At 45.3% G+C, this 17,450-nt stretch carries 15 protein-coding genes; 9 read left to right on the top strand and 6 right to left on the bottom strand.

The window, feature by feature from the left end; translation table 11 throughout:
- The 5 genes from R7041_RS13830 to R7041_RS13810 form a co-directional block, all read left to right on the top strand.
- On the top strand, positions 1-603 hold a 603-nt coding region (locus tag R7041_RS13830), incomplete at its 5' end, for an amino acid ABC transporter ATP-binding protein (protein ID WP_318128645.1).
- The gene (locus R7041_RS13825) at positions 603-1,400 is read left to right on the top strand and encodes an amino acid ABC transporter permease (protein WP_064369265.1); all 798 of its coding nucleotides are present in this window, start codon (positions 603-605) and stop codon (positions 1,398-1,400) included. The genes R7041_RS13830 and R7041_RS13825, both read left to right, overlap by 1 nt.
- Positions 1,401-1,409: 9 nt before the next feature.
- Positions 1,410-2,228 carry a transporter substrate-binding domain-containing protein gene (locus R7041_RS13820; RefSeq protein ID WP_064369266.1) on the top strand — a complete coding sequence of 273 codons (819 nt, stop codon included), beginning with the start codon at positions 1,410-1,412 and terminating at the stop codon, positions 2,226-2,228.
- Positions 2,229-2,309: 81 nt separating this feature from the next.
- Positions 2,310-3,230: an amino acid ABC transporter permease gene (locus tag R7041_RS13815; RefSeq protein WP_017820957.1), complete on the top strand. Its 921-nt coding sequence runs from the start codon at positions 2,310-2,312 to the stop codon at positions 3,228-3,230.
- A 92-nt stretch (positions 3,231-3,322) separates the two neighbouring features.
- Complete coding sequence (locus R7041_RS13810) at positions 3,323-4,141, top strand: EAL domain-containing protein (RefSeq protein WP_005386068.1); 819 nt, start codon at positions 3,323-3,325, stop codon at positions 4,139-4,141.
- A 106-nt stretch (positions 4,142-4,247) separates the two neighbouring features.
- On the opposite strand, the gene R7041_RS13805 is transcribed toward R7041_RS13810, so the two are convergent.
- Positions 4,248-4,781, bottom strand: a complete 534-nt coding sequence (locus R7041_RS13805) for an RNA-binding S4 domain-containing protein (protein WP_206949000.1) — start codon at positions 4,779-4,781, stop codon at positions 4,248-4,250.
- 226 nt (positions 4,782-5,007) lie between these two features.
- On the opposite strand from R7041_RS13805, the gene R7041_RS13800 reads away from it, so the two are divergent.
- Positions 5,008-5,961, top strand: coding sequence for an endonuclease/exonuclease/phosphatase family protein (locus R7041_RS13800; RefSeq protein ID WP_064369267.1), 954 nt, complete (start codon positions 5,008-5,010; stop codon positions 5,959-5,961).
- Between the two features lie 17 nt (positions 5,962-5,978).
- On the opposite strand, the gene cra is transcribed toward R7041_RS13800, so the two are convergent.
- Positions 5,979-6,959 carry a catabolite repressor/activator gene (gene cra / locus R7041_RS13795; RefSeq protein ID WP_005376402.1) on the bottom strand — a complete coding sequence of 327 codons (981 nt, stop codon included), beginning with the start codon at positions 6,957-6,959 and terminating at the stop codon, positions 5,979-5,981.
- Between the two features lie 373 nt (positions 6,960-7,332).
- Between cra and fruB the strand changes: the two genes are divergently transcribed.
- Genes fruB through fruA form a run of 3 tightly spaced genes read left to right on the top strand, consistent with a single transcriptional unit; the run spans position 7,333 to position 11,205 of the window.
- A complete protein-coding gene (gene fruB, locus R7041_RS13790; RefSeq protein ID WP_005376404.1) occupies positions 7,333-8,466 on the top strand; it encodes a fused PTS fructose transporter subunit IIA/HPr protein in 1,134 nt (377 codons plus the stop codon).
- 9 nt (positions 8,467-8,475) lie between these two features.
- On the top strand, positions 8,476-9,447 hold the full coding sequence (gene pfkB, locus R7041_RS13785; protein ID WP_005376406.1) for a 1-phosphofructokinase: 972 nt from the start codon (positions 8,476-8,478) through the stop codon (positions 9,445-9,447).
- Between the two features lie 18 nt (positions 9,448-9,465).
- Positions 9,466-11,205, top strand: a complete 1,740-nt coding sequence (fruA, locus tag R7041_RS13780; RefSeq protein ID WP_005376409.1) for a PTS fructose transporter subunit IIBC — start codon at positions 9,466-9,468, stop codon at positions 11,203-11,205.
- Positions 11,206-11,285: 80 nt separating this feature from the next.
- Here fruA and R7041_RS13775 read toward each other — a convergent pair whose 3' ends face one another.
- From R7041_RS13775 to R7041_RS13760, 4 genes are all read right to left on the bottom strand, one after another.
- On the bottom strand, positions 11,286-11,996 hold the full coding sequence (locus tag R7041_RS13775) for a hypothetical protein (protein WP_064369268.1): 711 nt from the start codon (positions 11,994-11,996) through the stop codon (positions 11,286-11,288).
- Positions 11,997-12,171: 175 nt separating this feature from the next.
- Positions 12,172-15,231, bottom strand: a complete 3,060-nt coding sequence (locus R7041_RS13770; RefSeq protein WP_064354753.1) for an efflux RND transporter permease subunit — start codon at positions 15,229-15,231, stop codon at positions 12,172-12,174.
- Complete coding sequence (locus R7041_RS13765) at positions 15,231-16,292, bottom strand: efflux RND transporter periplasmic adaptor subunit (protein ID WP_005376420.1); 1,062 nt, start codon at positions 16,290-16,292, stop codon at positions 15,231-15,233. Before R7041_RS13765 ends, R7041_RS13770 begins: the two co-directional genes overlap by 1 nt.
- Positions 16,292-17,365, bottom strand: coding sequence for an efflux RND transporter periplasmic adaptor subunit (locus R7041_RS13760; RefSeq protein ID WP_017820965.1), 1,074 nt, complete (start codon positions 17,363-17,365; stop codon positions 16,292-16,294). The genes R7041_RS13765 and R7041_RS13760 overlap by 1 nt, the downstream gene beginning before the upstream one ends.
- Positions 17,366-17,450 lie beyond the last annotated feature (85 nt).

The raw sequence follows: 17,450 nt of genomic DNA, 5'->3' as shown, positions 1-17,450 counted from the left end.
GGAAAATCAACGCTCATTCGTTGCATCAATCATCTTGAATCGATTCAAGAAGGCCAGCTTCATGTGTTCGACCAGCCTTCTCACGCAAAATCTCTCAAGCCCGGTAAAATCGGCATGGTGTTCCAACACTTTCACCTTTTTCCTCATTTGACTGTACTGGAAAACCTCACCTTAGCGCCGATTCGCACACACAAATTATCAAAACAAGAAGCTGAAAAACGCGCAAGACATTACCTAAAGCGAGTCAATATTGAAGAGCAAGCGAGTAAGTATCCTATCCAGCTTTCTGGCGGTCAGCAGCAACGCGTCGCGATTGCCCGCTCCTTGTGTATGGAACCGGATTTACTCCTGTTTGACGAGCCAACTTCAGCGCTTGATCCGGAAATGATCAACGAAGTGTTGGATGTCATGGTTGAGCTGGCTCAAAGCGGAATGACGATGATTTGCGTCACGCATGAAATGGGATTTGCCAAAAAAGTAGCGAACCGCGTGGTATTTATGGATGAAGGCCAAATCGTGGAAATGAACTCTCCAGTCGCCTTATTTGAGACACCACAGCATCCACGAACCCAAGCATTTTTGAACCAAATTTTAAGTTACTGATGATAATTCGCGTAATCAAACCTGTCCTTCAAGCTTTACTGCAAATGACGCTCCTCTTCATCGCGATTGTGTGGGTGTTGGACTCTGGTGCCGACGCTATGGGCTATCAATGGCAATGGGAGCGCGTACCTGATTACATCGCTTTTTATGAAGATGGCGAATGGTGGCCGGCAGAACTTATTGATGGGCTATTGGTAACGCTTAACATCTCGGCTATTAGTCTATTTTTTACCTTAGTATTAGGGTTGGTTACCGCGTTACTAAGGCTGAGCGATTCGAAAGTCGGCAATGTTATTGGTACCACTTATGTCGAAGTAATACGTAACACGCCGTTGTTGGTGCAAATCTATTTACTCTACTTCGTGTTTGGCCCCGCGATTGGTTTGGACCGATTCAGCACCGCCGTTTTGGCATTGTCCCTTTTCCAAGGTGCCTACACCGCGGAAATATTCCGTGCAGGTTTAAACAGTATTCCTAAAGGGCAATTCGAAGCAGCACAAACTCTCGGGCTATCACCGTTTTATACCTACAAAGACGTAATTTTGCCTCAGGTTTTACAGCGCACATTACCGCCATTAACCAATGAAGTGGTTTCTTTGATCAAAAACTCTTCCATTGTAAGCGTGATGGCGATTTTTGATCTAACAACACAGGCACGCAACATCGTCTCAGAGACGGCGATGCCGTTCGAAATTTGGTTCACCGTGGCAGCAATTTATCTTGCTCTCACTCTGTCACTTTCTGGCTTGTCTGCATGGCTAGAACACAAACTCGGAGCCAGTTGGCGCAAATTATAAGGAGATAACATGAAGTTATTCAAAGCGACCATTACTGCATTATTAGGGCTAGCCATCGCTATGCCTACAATCGCGAAAGAAGATGTCGCCACACCCAATGTAGATCAAATCAAAGAACGAGGCACTTTGCGCGTTGGTATGTCAACATTTGTACCTTGGGCAATGCGTAACAAGCAAGGTGAGTTAATCGGTTTTGAAATCGATGTTGCCAAACGCTTAGCACAAGATTCAGGTTTGAAAGTGGAATTCGTACCGACTGCATGGGATGGCATTATTCCCGCACTACTGGCGAAAAAGTTCGACGTGATCATCGGTGGCATGTCGGTTACGCCTGAGCGTTCCAGAAGCGTCTTGTTTACTGAGCCCTACTCGCACTCAGGCGTTCAAGTAGCAGCAAACAAAGAACTCGCCTCTGGTTTTAGCGAATTCTCCGATTTTGACTCACGACGCGTAAAAATTGCGGCTCGTCGCGGCGCATTCACCGTTCAAGTAGCCAGAGAAACCTTCCCGAAAGCGAAGATCCTGCAATTTGATGACGACGCGCAAGCGTTCCAAGAGGTGCTGAATGGTAACGCCCACGCGGTTATTGCTTCTAGCCCAAAACCTGAACATGAGACAGTGAAACACAGCGACAAACTATTCCTTCCATTCTCTGAGCGACTATCACAAGGTAACGAAGCCTTTGCAGTTCGCTTGGGGGAAGAAGATAAAAAGGCCTTTTTCAATAAATGGATTGAAGCAAGAACCCAAGATGGATGGTTAAAACAACGTTATGAATACTGGTTCTCGACATTAGATTGGCAAGATCAAGTCGCACAAGGCCAGTAATCTAAATGGCTCGTGGACGCCGCGAGCCTATACTCTCCAATCATCCATTTTACTTTTCCATAACTTATCGGAGTCAAATTTTTGGGCGAACACACTACCACTCGCACAGCACCCGCGAAATCCAGCACAGGCTACCTTTTACCGCAATTAAACACACTAGACTGGGTACTACTTGTTATGTGCGGTATCGGTGGTGTTTGGCTGTACCATCGGTCCGCTGTTGGTGTGCATTATTTGTGGCAGTGGAAAGAGGCGCTTGAATTACTTTTCACGCCTAGAGCAGATGGTGGTTTGCCCTACTTCTTCCAAGGTTTGATTTCGACGTTAAGGCTCAGTATTTGGGGCATCAGCTTCGCATTAGTGTTTGGCACTTTGTTAGGCTTAGCACGCTTCTCTCGTTCCGTTTGGTTGCGCACACCTGCCAATGCGTTTATCCAGTTAGTGAGAAACATCCCTCCGTTGGTGTTTGTTTTTATTTTCTACTTTTTCATTTCTAACCAATTGATCCCGTTACTCGGTTTGGAAGATCTTCTACGAAACTACAACGGCGAACCAAATGCGCTACAGCGCTTTCTGTTTGGGCCTTCTAACCTTTGGGAAAACCTTGCCTCTGGCGTGTTATGCGTCGGCTTACTCTCTTCTGCCTACATTGCAGAAGTTGTGCGCGGTGGTTTACAAAGTATCGACCAAGGTCAGTGGGAGGCGGCTGACTCATTGGGCTTGTCTCGATGGGTGAAATACCGATTTGTTATCGCGCCACAGGTGCTTAAATCAATAACACCTGCACTTGCCGGTCAAACCATCTCTTTGGTGAAAGACACCTCTATTGTTTCACTGATTTCGATACAAGAAATGACGTTTGTTGGGACAGAGATGGCAAATTCATCAGGGTATATATTTGAAATTTGGTTGATTGTCGGCCTTGCTTACTTCTTAATCTGTTTTGGTCTGTCACTTATTTTCCGCCATATTGAAGCAAAATCGGAAGCCATTTCAAATTAACTCAACCGCATATGTAATTAGGCACATTTGATTCTTCAAATCAGAATTGCACCCTGTTACATTGGCAAGATGCTAAATTTTCGGCGTTTTTCATGGAGTTAAAGAATCAATCCGACTACGAGCGATACATAAAACAAGATAATCTTGGTGAATATTACGTAGTTCTCAATCAATTCACTTTTCACAGTGTTTATCAGCCAATTTTTGATAGACGCCAACGTATTATTGGTATGGAAGCCTTACTGCGTATTCGTGGCATTGATGGTTCCCTAATTCGTCCTGACGTGTTTCTGGCCAATAATGGTCTTGATCCCTACTTTCGCTTATGTGTAGAGTTTTTATCCAGAGCAATGCACATTCGAAATTTTGCACGCTATTTCGCGGGGACGCCGATCAAACTGTTTCTTAACGTCATGCCTCAAACGCTACTCACACTAACCAAAGACATGGGCTTTAAAGATAACGGTCTGCTTTACAAACGCCTTTCCGAACTTGGTATGAGCCCATCAGACGTCGTTTTTGAAGTAGTCGAAGAGTCATGCGGAAATACGGATTTATTAATCAAAGCCGTACAGTTAATGAAAGCAAATGGTTTTATCTTTGCTATCGATGATTTTGGCGCCCAACATTCTGATATCGCACGTGTTCAGCAGCTCTGCCCTGACATCATCAAAATCGATCGTTCCTATTTGCTAGACTACTGCGCCGGAGAAACCTTTTCCATACATAGCGCCGTTGATCTAGCGGATCATATGGGAGCAAAAGTCATTATAGAAGGGGTTGAAGAAGACGTGCAGCTACAAGCTATGTATCAACTTAATTTGGATTATTACCAAGGCTTTTACTTAGGAAAGCCTTGCGCCATTCATCACTGGACAGATAGCCTAAACATCGAGACGACTGTGCATTAACACTGCCCACTTACAGCACAGTGAAACCAAAAAAGCGCCGATATAATATGCTCGGCGCTTTTTAGTTTTACTCAGATGTCACTTATTTAGTTAAGCGTTCATTTCCCTAGAAAAAATCAATAGAATTACGACCGCTCTTCGGATCACGAGTGGCTTGCGGTTTTTCTTCTTTTTTGCCTTTCTTAGCAGACTGAGACAACGCTTCTTTCTGCGCTTTACGTTCTTTATGCGCTGCTTTTCGGCCTGTTGACTTAGGTCCAGAGCCTTTAGCTGGCTTGCTTTGGCGAGATTTCTCTTTACGTGCAGATTGCGCTTCTTTCTTCGCTTTCTTTTCTGCTTTTTGCTCTGCCGTTTCAGGTTCGGTTACTGGCGCATCGCAAACCACAACATAATATTCCTGGTTAAACTCAAAAAAGTCACCATCATACATCTTGCGGCGCTTACGTGTTTCTAGTTCACCATTCACCGCGACGTAGCCTTCCTCGATGATATGTTTTGCTTCGCCGCCACCGCTGACCAAGTTTGCGATTTTAAAAAGCTTGTACAGTTCGATTGGATGCGCATCAACATCGATGCCAATCGCTTCGATCTCAATCTCTTCGCCTTCTAAATACTCTTCGTGGTCGTAATCTTGGGTCATGTTACTTACTCTTACTATTTGATGCCCTGAAGTTTAAACGCAATGCTTAAAAATAGAAACCTCTGCCGATGTTCAATCACCGATTCGCCTTGGCATTTGAGCACCTCTTAACCCATTTAACTTGTCGCTCGTTAGCTTGTATACCGATGCGTAGCTCAAACGAAGCTGCAATTACGCAACCTGAAGGTATATACTCTCTAAGTTATTGTTGAAAAGAGTGAATACTTTGTCTCAACCAAGTAGAATTACCTTTGTCACTGCGAACTTGTTTAATTTTGTCGCACCGCCTAACGCCTACTATGATTTCGAGAACATATACTCGTTAGAGCAATGGCGAGACAAACTTTCGTGGACGCAACGTCAAGTTGAAAAACTGGAAGGCGACGTGATTGGCTTACAAGAAGTGTTCAGTATCGAGAAGACCCAGGCATTCTTTTCAACCATCGGCTACCCCTACTTTGCGACCGTTGACACCCCACATGTTGAGGATGAGTACATTTACTCAAGCCCTGTTGTGGCAATCGCCTCTCGGTTTCCAATAGAAAAAGTACAAGCGGTAGAGTTTGACTTAGCAACGCTTGAGCCTTTTGGAGTAAGTGTTGCTCCAGAGTTCAGTCGCAAACCTATCTATGCCCAAGTAATACATCCTGTACTTGGTCATATCGCCGTTTACGTAACGCACCTGAAATCTCAACGCCCGGCCGACTCAGAACAACCAGAAACGTCTAGCACGATTATTGGGCGCTGGTTATCCACCCAGCAAAGAGGCTGGGAAGCAGCGATGTTAAGAGACGCGATGCAAAAGAGGTATCGAAAAGAACCAATGCCGACAGTGTTAATGGGCGATATGAATCAACCTATCACTCCTATCAGCGTTAACAGCGCATTGGTATCCAATACTGGTGACAGCGTCACTGAATTACAACTCAAAGATGGTTGGTTATTGCAAAGTGCCCCCCTGAAGGATGAACGCCCAGCCACGCACTATCATTTTTCCACTGGGAATGTACTCGACTATATCTTGCTCTCACAAGAGTTTGATACCTTATCAGATATATCGGTTGCCGAGGTTGTTGACTATCAGGTGTCTAACCAACATCTGGTCAACCCGATTTATGACAGAGATAAAAACGCCAGCGACCACGCATTTGTGGCGCTGACGGCTGAAGTAAAGCTTTGAGCAACCTATTTAGTTACTTAGTGACGTTTCACAATTTTACGCGGGATAAGTTCTACGCCAGGCTTGTAACGCTTGGCGGAAGCGTTGAGTGCTAACTCCATTGCGCTGTCCGCGATCAACTCAAACTGTTGAGGCAAAGAGTTGATTTTCACAGGCAAGAAGTCCAGCAGTCGATTATCACCAAATGTCGCTAAACGCACCTTTCCCATCAGTTCTGGTTTTTCTAGCATTACATCCAACACACCTTCTAACAGTGTGTATGACGTTGTAACAATGGCATCTGGCAATGCGTTCTCTATTAACCATCTCTCTAAGACTTTCTTGCCTTCTTCCCGGGAGAAGTGTTGTCCATAACCCACTGTTGCCGTTTTGCCACCTTGTTGAGAAGCAGATAGAAAACCGAGCTCACGCTCTTTTGAGACTTGAAGATCTTGCAATGCACCGATTAAGCCAATGGACTTAATATCCTCTGACAGTACTGACTGAGTGAGTTCAAGTGCGGCATCAAAATCTTCGCTGATGACACAACAAAAGTGCTCATCATCCATTGGACGGTCTAGCGCGATAACTGGCGTACCAGAATTTTGCAACTTAAGGTAATACTCGTTTGCAGTGGGCATACCACTTGCCACAAACAACGCATCAATGCGACGACTGACTAATGCTTCCGCCACCTTTTGCTCTGTATCAGGATCATCATCAGAGCAGCCAATCAAAATTTGGTACCCCGCTTTCCGAGAGTTCTGCTCTATCAGCTTTGCAAGACGCGCATAACTGGTGTTCTCTAAGTCTGGGATGATAAGCCCAAATGAGCGTGAATTACCTGCCCGCAAGGAAGACGCCGCATGATCTGGCTTATAATTGTACTCATCTACAACGGCCATCACCTTTTTCTGAGTCTTCTCGCTGATGCGGTATTTCTGCGCTTTTCCGTTAATCACATAGCTTGCAGTTGTCTTAGAAACACCCGCTAATTTGGCTATTTCATCCAGTGTCATATTCTAAACCTTATTCTGTGCGCGCGATCATATTAATACATCAACGATCTTTCGATAAGTTGAATTATAAGCTGAACCGATTCAGTATAAAAGCTGAAAGGATTCAGCAAAACTTAAAAATTGACGTAAATCACCCGAACACGCAACAAACCAATTTGTGAGCTAGGCTATAGGACAGCGGCAAAGGCTCGTTTGTTAACGTCAGTTTTTAAAACAGTTTTTCTGAGTCTTTTAAAAAATTTACCAACAAGCTGAATCGATTTAGCTTGAAAGATAAAAGGTTTGAGGAGTGATAAGCGCTCAGAAGCAGCGGCGTTCAACTTCTCACACAGAATACATTTTTAAATTGATACCTTAAGGCTGGAGAAGCACCATGCTTAAGCTAAATAAGAACGACATTACCCTCTCGCAATCAGCGACAGATAAGTTTGAAGCAATAAAGAGTATTGCTCATAGCCTTACTGATAAAGGCCTAGTTGAACGCGGTTACGTTGAAGGCATGCTAAACCGTGAAAACCAAAACTCTACGTTTTTGGGGAACGGTATCGCCATCCCGCACGGTACAACCGACACTCGTGCAATGGTGAAAACAACGGGTGTTGCTGTGCATCACTTCCCACAAGGTGTCGACTGGGGTGATGGCAATACTGTGTTCGTCGCTATCGGTATCGCAGCTAAATCTGATGAACACCTTGGCATTCTTAAACAGCTCACCAAAGTGCTAGGCGCAGATGGCGTAGAAGAGCGTCTGCGTAATGCAAAAAATGAAGACGAAATCATCGCCCTACTGCACGGTGATGTTCAGCTTGAAGCAGACTTTGACGCTTCTTTAATCCAACTGATGTTCCCTGCGAGCGACATGCTACAGATGAGTGCTGTTGCAGGTGGTCTGTTGAAAAATACGGGATGTGCTGATAACGAATTCGTTGCCGATCTCGTTACCAAACAACCAACTCACTTAGGTAATGGCCTGTGGTTAATTGGCAGTGACAAACATGTCACTCGCACAGGTGTGTCATTTGTCTCGACGGCAAACGACTGCGAATATGAAGGTCAAAAAGTGCGTGCACTTTTCGCGTTCGCAGCATGTAACAATGCTCACCAACCTATCCTAAAAACCCTTTCTAATATTGTGTTTAACAATGAACACGGCAAGCTTTTAGATGCATCAGTAGAACAGATTCTTGCTTTGTTCAAAGGTGAAGAAGTCACAGCCGCATCTTCAGAAGAAGGCAATACCGCTGTATTTAAAATCAAAAACTCTCACGGCCTACATGCTCGTCCGGGGGCAATGTTAGTCGCAGAAGCGAAAAAGTTTGAATCCACTATACGTGTTACCAACTTAGACGGAGATGGAAAAGCAGTAAACGCGAAGAGCCTAATGAAAGTCATCGCACTGGGCGTTAAGCACGGTCACCAACTTCAATTTACAGCAGAAGGCCCTGATGCGCCGCAAGCCTTGGAGTCTATCGGAAATGCAATCGCTTCTGGCCTTGGTGAAGGTTAAGGATCCGATATGACAAACAAAACAAATAAGGTTGTCACTATTACGCTCAACCCGGCATTGGATTTAACAGGTTCAGTAAATGAACTAAACGTTGGTTCCGTGAGCTTAGTACAGCAAAGCAATCTCCACGCTGCAGGTAAAGGTGTCAACGTAGCAAAAGTATTGAGCGATTTAGGCGCAGACGTCACGGTTACCGGCTTTCTCGGTAAAGATAACCCAGAGCTATTTCATCAGCTTTTCAATGACATCAACGTTAAGAATGAATTTGTGGAAGTAGAGGGTGCCACTCGTATCAACGTTAAGCTGGTTGAGGCCAATGGCAACGTCAGTGATATCAACTTCCCTGGCGTTCAAGTAGCGGCCGACGAAATTACTCGCTTTGAGGAGACACTATTTCGTCTAGCGGAGACGCATGATTACTTTGTACTTGCAGGTAGCTTACCTGGAGGCGTAACCGCTGAACAATGCGCTGCATGGATAGAAGCACTGCATCAACAAGGCAAAAAGGTGTTGTTCGACAGTAGCAAAGCCGCATTGAAGTCAGGTATTGATGCTCACCCATGGTTAATTAAACCTAACGATGAAGAACTTGGTGATTTTGTTGGCGAACATCTAGCAACACCTGAACAGTGCCAAGCTGCAGCGCAAACACTGAGCGACAAAGGCATAGAAAACATCGTGGTTTCTATGGGACCTGACGGTGTTATGTGGCTCAACCAAGGCGAATGGCTTAGTGCAAAACCGCCTCGAATGCATGTCGTGAGCACCGTTGGCGCAGGCGATACGCTGGTCGCTGGCTTGTGTTGGGGCCACATGCAACTGATGCCTAAAAACGATTTATTGCGCTTCGCTACGGCACTTTCTGCTTTGGCAGTTAGTCAAGTTGGCGTAGGGCTAACCAGTCAGGAAGAACTGGAAAATATCAAGCGACAAACTGAAGTTAGCGCGCTTTACCCTATTACAAACTTAGAACAAAACTAAGGAACAGAAGGTTATCGTATGAATATTGCCATTATTACTGCCTGTCCGAGCGGTGTAGCAAATAGCATCCTTGCGGCAGGATTACTAGAACAAGCCGCCGCAAAATTAAACTGGAATGCCAAAATAGAATGTCAATCAAGTGTGGTTGAACCAACACTATTGACGGAAGCTGACGTTGAACAAGCAGAAGTCATTGTCATTGCGGCAAATACTAGCGTCGACACTTCTCGTTTTGTAGGAAAAAAGGTTTACCAAGCGGAAATTAGCGAAGTAGCAAAAGACGCAACTGCGTTTCTCCAGCAAGCGGTTGAAAACGCCACTTTACTTGAAAAAGCAACCACACTTGCAGCCCCTATCACTACAGATACAACATCAGCATCAAAGAAGATTGTTGCAATCACGGCATGCCCTACTGGCGTTGCGCATACCTTTATGGCGGCAGAAGCTTTAGAAGAAGAAGGCAAGCGTCGTGGCCATCAAATCAAGGTGGAAACTCGTGGTTCAGTTGGCGCTAAAAACCAACTGACTGAGCAAGAAATTGCAGACGCCGATCTGGTGATCATTGCTGCGGATATTGAAGTGCCACTTGATCGCTTTAACGGCAAAAAGATGTACCGCACGAAAACAGGTCCAGCTCTGAAGAAAACAGCCGAAGAGATGGACAAAGCATTCGAGCAAGCCACGGTGTATCAACATTCTGGTTCAGCTAACTCTTCATCTTCCACCGAAGAGAAAAAAGGCGCTTACAAACACCTAATGACGGGTGTTTCGCACATGCTTCCTGTCGTCGTTGCAGGTGGTTTGATCATCGCTCTATCTTTCGTGTTCGGTATTGAAGCATTTAAAGAAGAAGGCACACTAGCAGCAGCCTTGATGAACATTGGTGGTGGCTCTGCATTCGCATTGATGATTCCTGTACTTGCTGGTTACATCGCGTTCTCAATTGCTGACCGTCCGGGTCTGGCTCCTGGTCTTGTTGGCGGTATGCTAGCAAGTTCAACGGGTGCTGGTTTCCTAGGTGGTATCGCAGCTGGCTTCATTGCCGGTTATGCAGCGAAGCTCCTTGCGGACAAAGTAAAACTCCCACAATCGATGGAAGCGCTTAAACCAATTCTGATCATTCCATTTGTAGCAACATTGTTCACTGGCCTTGTCATGATCTACATCGTAGGCGGCCCAGTTTCAGGCATCATGAACGGCCTGACTGACTTCCTAAACAACATGGGTTCTGACAGTGCAGTACTACTGGGTATTATCCTTGGCGCAATGATGTGCTTCGACCTAGGAGGCCCGGTAAACAAAGCCGCTTACGCATTTGGTGTTGGCCTTTTGGCTTCACAAACTTACGCGCCAATGGCGGCAATCATGGCCGCAGGTATGGTTCCTGCGCTAGGTATGGGTTTAGCGACCTTCATTGCGAAGAACAAATTTGAACAAAATGAACGTGAGGCAGGTAAAGCATCATTTGTCTTGGGCCTGTGTTTCATCTCTGAAGGCGCAATTCCATTTGCTGCGAAAGATCCAATGCGCGTGATTCCATCTTGTATGGCAGGTGGCGCGCTTACTGGTGCCCTATCGATGCTATTCGGTGCGAAATTAATGGCACCACACGGCGGTCTATTCGTGCTGCTAATTCCTAACGCAATTTCACCAGTATTAATGTATTTAGTGGCTATTGCAGCGGGTACGGCGGTCACTGGCTTTACTTACGCATTCTTAAAAAGCAAAGCAGAAGCGAAACAAGAAGTCGCAGCTTAATTAGAGCGACTCCGGTTAACAATGCCACCCTCGAATTTGGCATTTAGCACCTCCCTTTAATTCCGTAAGGGAGGTGTTTTTTATTCCGCAGCCGGAACGGCTACAATGTCTACTTCCCCACTGCTCATATCCACCGTTGCTTGATAAGCGCTATGCGGGTCACCGTAGTGCTTGAAGGTAAAGTGGTAAACGTTAGCTGGCGTCCACAAGGTTTTTGAATCTGCGGGCAGAATGTCATAGCCGTCTTGCTGATAAAGCTCTGTCGCCATTACATTTGCGATTGCCGCCTGCTGGTTAGCGTCTCGATCCACCTTTGGCTCTAGTGACGGGTTACTTGGATAAGATTCACCGTTGTAACTCATGAGTCGATATGAGCCATTACTCCAAACGATAAAGTCCTGCCAACCATTACTGTAACTGTCGGCTAGTACAATAGGCGTGCGAGTTACCGACATTCGATTAATAACGTTTCCCTCATTATCAAACATATATGCAGAGCAGCCACCACTACCACAGAAATAGCGATCTTGAAGCAACACTATGTGTTCTGCCTTGCCGTCGCTGTTTAGGTCGGCGCTACCCGATAGATAACGTAGATTGTCTTGCTCGAGCGACAGCCCTTCAGGGGCTAAAACCTTACTATCAATCCAACTGGAAATGACTTCAGCACTAACACTGTTGACTTTAGGGGCAGGTTGTTTGGTTTCTGTCGGCATGCTATCCGTCGCGGTGCAGCCAACCAAGGTGAAAGAACCAACGAAGAAGAGTCCGTTTAATATGCGTTTATTCATGTAATCTCAATCTTTGATGTGTCGTTACATCAGTATACGCATGATTTGCATTGTAATCGTAAGAAAATCATTAAAATCAAGCAAATGAATGGTTTGGTATATATTAGTAAGATCAAAAAAGCCCCGAAGAAAACCTTCAGGGCTAGGCAGGAAGCTGGCAAATAGCCAGGAGTCCCTATGCAGTGGTCGGTTTTACCCTAAACAGAATTGCAAACATCACTGGCACCACTATCAGTGTCAGTACAGTAGCAAAACCAAGACCTGCCATAATCGTTATTGCCATCGAGCCAAAGAAGGCGTCGAAGACCAGTGGAATCATCCCCAAGATAGTTGTTAGGGCAGCCATACTTACCGGACGAACGCGGCTTATCGCACTATCGACAATCGCGAGGTAAGGATCTTTACCTGACTCCAACTCAAGGTTAATTTGGTCAAGCAACACAATACCGTTTTTCAAAATCATGCCACTTAGGCTTAACAAACCAAGGAATGCTGTAAAACTGAACGGCATGTTCGTGGTAAGCAAACCAAAAGCAACGCCAATGATCGCTAACGGAACGGTGAACCAAATGACCAACGGCTTTTTGATTGAGTTAAACAGTAAAATAGTAATGATGAACATCAACAAGTAACCCATCGGCAATGAACCGAATAGGCCTTCTTGTGCATCTTTGGATGATTCGTACTCACCACCCCATGTGATTTCGTATCCTTCTGGAACATGCAATGCCATCACTTTAGGCTGTACACGAGCAAATAAGCTTGCTGCCGTGTCGTCACTCAACACATCATGGTCCGCGAGAACGGTTAACGTACGCTTACGGTCACGACGCTGAATTAGCGGCTCACTCCAATCCAGTTGAACGCCATCAATCACTTGATCAACCGGAATATACGTTTGCAACGAAGGACTCCAAATGGTCACGTTTTGTAGTGATTCAAAATCTACGCGTTCTTCTTCAGGAAGGCGTGTCATAATTGGCAACGTATGTGTACCATCACGCAAGTAACCTAAGGTGCTACCACCAAACGCCATTTGCAGTGTGCTTGAAAGATCTTCTTTCGAAATACCTAAGCGACGAGCTTTAGACTCATTGAAAGCGGGTACAAGTTCCTTGGTGCGCTCTCGCCAATCGTGACGAATGTTTCGAGCACCAGGGTCGGTATGAAGGATGTCTTCAACTTGCACCGCCAAGTCACGTAAAACTTGTGGTTCAGGGCCAGTAATACGCGCTTCGATCTTAGACGCTGGTGATGGACCAAATTCCATCAATTTAAACTGGAACGTAGGCGCATCAAATGTTTTCGCCAGATTCGCATCTAACTTATGCAGTAAACCAAACATTTTCTCACGATCAGTCGCGCGAACTTGGAACTGCGCGTACGCTTCGTAACTTTTTTCTGGTTGATAGGTTAAAGCAAAACGCTGTAGGCCCTGCCCAATCGAAGCAGAAACAAAGTCAATATCATCTTGCTGACGAATGTAGCTTTCGACCTCTTCAGCTTTTTTAATCGTTTCACGGATGTCAGTACCCTCTGGCATCCACATATCCACGTAGAACATCGGCGTATTCGATGGTGGGAAGAACTGCTGTTTTACATTACCAAATGCCACGACAGCACCCACTAATAGCGCCACCATGCCAGCAACGGTAAGCCAGCGGAATCGCAATGCAAATTTCAGTGATGCCCCAAATACGACAAACAACCAGCCTTTATAAGGATCATCTTCGCTAGTACCCTGCTCTTTGTTTTCCTCTTTCAACAAAAGATCGGCAAGGAAAGGCGTCAGTGTAATAGCGGTAATCCAGCTTAAAAATAGTGAGAAACACAGCACCCAGAATAGAGAGCCCATGAACTCACCTGTCGCATCTTGCGACAAGCCGATAGGTGCAAAAGCCGTAATTGCAATAACAGTTGCGCCCAGCAAAGGCCATTGTGTTTGCTTTACAATATCGACAGCCGCTTGAACTTTGGTACGCCCTTTCTTTAGGCCAACCAATATGCCTTCCACGACAACAATCGCGTTATCAACCAGCATACCCAAGGCAATAATTAACGCGCCAAGAGAAATACGATGCAGTTCGATGTTGTTGTAATTCATCAAAATGAAGGTACCAAATACCGTCAATAACAACACAACTCCAATGATGACACCACTGCGTAAACCCATAGTAAACAGCAACACAATGATTACGATCGCCACTGCCTCCGCTAGACTAATTACAAACGCTTTAACAGATTCATCCACCTCATTGGCTTGGTTGTAAAAGTAGTTCATATCGATGCCAGCAGGCTTGATAGACTCAAGGCTCGCGAGCTCCGCATCCAAACGTTCACCAACCTCAACCACGTTCACACCCGATGCAAACGAGATACCGATATTAATCGCTTTTTGACCGTTAAAGAGTACGACGTTGCTTGGCTTCTCTTGAATACCGCGAGAAATCGTTGCTACGTCTTTTAGACGAATTAGATTTCCTGTGTCACGGCCATGAATGATCAGATTTTCTAGTGCTTCTACAGTGTTTAAGGTGCCGCTTGGGCGAATAACAAGGCTTTCGCCATTGACCATCACTTCACCTGCTGAAACCACATTGTTTTGCTGGTTCAACAAGCTCGAAACCACATTCATGTCTAAGTTCAGTGCAGCAAGGCGATCAAGTGAGATCTCAACGAATAGCATTTCTTGCTGATCGCCCGTGATGTCTACCTTACCAACACCATCAACAAGCTCGATTTCACGGGTCAGGTAATCCGCATAACGTTTCAGCTCTACATAGTCGTAATCGTCACCAGTGAGCATTAACATCACGCCATAAACGTCACCGAAATCATCAATGATCTGTAAAGACTGAACACCTTGAGGCAATGATGGTCGTAAATCATTAATTTTACGGCGCATTTCATCCCAAATTTGCGGCAGTTCATCAGGACCATAGTCCATTTCCATGCTCACCGTTATTTGAGACATACCATTAGAAGACGTAGAGGTAATTTTGTCGATATAAGGGAGTTTTCGAATCTCTTTTTCTAGAGGATACGTCAGCTCTTCTTCAACTTCTTTTGACGTCGCGCCAGGGTATGTTGAGATGATCATGGCATCTTTGATCGTAAATGCCGGGTCTTCTAATCGTCCCAGCTCCAAAAATGACGTTAAACCACCAACAGCAAGGATAATAATGAACAACCAGCTGATGACTTTGTTTTTTATTGAATACTCAGCAATGTTCATTATTGGTTATTCTCCACAACATCCACATGTTTACCTTCGCGTAATTTACGCAGATTTGAATTAATCAGAATATCGCCCTGGCTAACACCTGACGACACAATGGCTCCATTGCCATTCACTTGAGAAATCATGACAGGCACCCGTGTGACAATGTCACCTTCTTTTTTCCACACAAAGAACTCATTCCCTTCACTGCCTGCTTGAAGCGCCGTGACAGGCACACTGTAACCATCGATAGAGGTAATGCCCGCCTTCACCATATCGACCAAAACGCTTACGCTGGTTCCCGGCAATATCTCTGTTTTTGGCTGTGGCATCGTCAAGTACATTTCGTAGGTTTGAGTTTCAGCGTTGGGTTCACTTGTGTGCTCTAAATAGTCCAAAGCAAATCTGCCATCGATGCCGGAGAAGGTTGCTCTAGGCTTGTAGCTCATGCTGTCTGAGTTTGGGTCTACCATCGCTAAAACATTGTCGGAAAGCTCAATACGCACGTAAACCAAATCGTTTTGGTATAGGTTTAACACGGGTTCACCAATTGCCACACGCTCAAAACGTTCTTTGAAAACATCGGATACTTTACCGGCGAACGGGGCGAATAAACGGGTGTAATTCAATTGATTGGTCGCGTTATAGAAAGTAGCCTCAGCTAGCTCTTTATTGGCGGTTAGCTCATCAAGTTCCGCTTTTGAAATCATTTGACGTGCATGCAAGTCTTCACCGCGTTTAAGCTGACGAATTGCAAGTGTGTATTGTGCTTCTGCGTCATTCACGGCTTGCTTCTCTTTGCTATCATCTAGCTTTGCGATCATTTGCCCCTGCTTCACAACGTCACCCGCTTTAACCAATACGTGCTGAACTTCCCCAGCGCGGCGAAATGCCATTGGCGTTTGCTCTGCAGGCACTACTATGCCTTTGAACGCGCGATGTTGACTTTGTACTGGTGCATCCACCGAGATAGTCGACACAAAAAGTGGCTGCTCGACGATAGCTTGGTTTTCATTTTTGCACCCTGTTAAAACTGCAAGTGCAATCGCAGAGATCGTAAGTAGAGAACGTTTCATTAAATGCCTCCCTCACGAACCCAAGCTTTCACCACTTGTCCTTCAACCAGTCTCTCAACACCAGCAATAACAACGTAATCATTGTTATCAAGCCCGGCTTTCACACCACCTGCTGCGTCAAGTGACACAGTGACTTTATTGACCTGCTGCGTGCTTCTGTCCATTACCCAAACTTCACCTTGCGTCCCATTTTTGTTGACCCAAGCAGACTGAGGTAACGTCATCGCGTCCGATACATGTTGTTTAGCAATGTGTACCTGCCCAGTCATACCTGTCAGCAAATTGCGATCTTCTGGTCGAGTGATGGTCACGATCGCCTCATAACTATTGGTATCGATGTTTGGCTGCGTCGAGATTTCTTTAAATTGCCCAGGGATACGTTTTCCTGGCTCGCTATCCATCGTCACCCACATATCGGAGTTTTGCAGTGACTCAAGTGATACAGATTCCGCATAACTTACTGGCAAGGTGAAAGATACATCCAACGTCGTGTTATCAATGAGATTCAAGATCTCCTGCTTCTCTGCTACTACTTGAAACGGGTTGACATAGGTATATGACACAATGCCATCAAACGGTGCGTGAATTTTGGTATAGCTCAAATCGGTTTTAGCTTGTTCGTAGTTCGCCAATGCCGCTTTATATTGAGTTTCTTTCTGATCGTACTCATCAGTACTAATGAGTTTTTTTCCGTAAAGGTTTTTCGCGCGGTCCCATTGTGTTTTCGCTAACGCGTACTGCGCTTGAGCGGCATCTAACGCAAGCTGAAGATCTTTAGGGTCTAACGTTGCGAGCACTTCACCTTTTTGGACTTTTTGACCCATGCGTACACGTAATTCATCAACCTCTCCACCAACCTGAAAAGAAAGCTGCGCGCGATGTGTTGCATCAATACGCGCTAAAAAGGCGTGCGAGTCTTCAAGTTCTAGGTCTTTCACCGCCAGTAATTTTACAGGTTTGATTAAAGGTTCAGACGGCTCAGAAATGGCTTTATTACACCCAGTTAGCATCCCAGAAAGACTTAATGTCACCACTGCGCCAACTAAAGTGCGCTTTAAATATTGTTTTCGCACCCGCTTTCTCCGTAGGTTTTATATATTACACAGTCGTGCAGTATAAGCAGAATTTGAAATTGATCAACATATTTTCCAGGTGGAT

This window comes from Vibrio sp. 1751, assembly GCF_033339895.1.
Classification (GTDB): domain Bacteria; phylum Pseudomonadota; class Gammaproteobacteria; order Enterobacterales; family Vibrionaceae; genus Vibrio; species Vibrio alginolyticus.
This window is presented reverse-complemented; position numbering and strand designations above follow the sequence as displayed.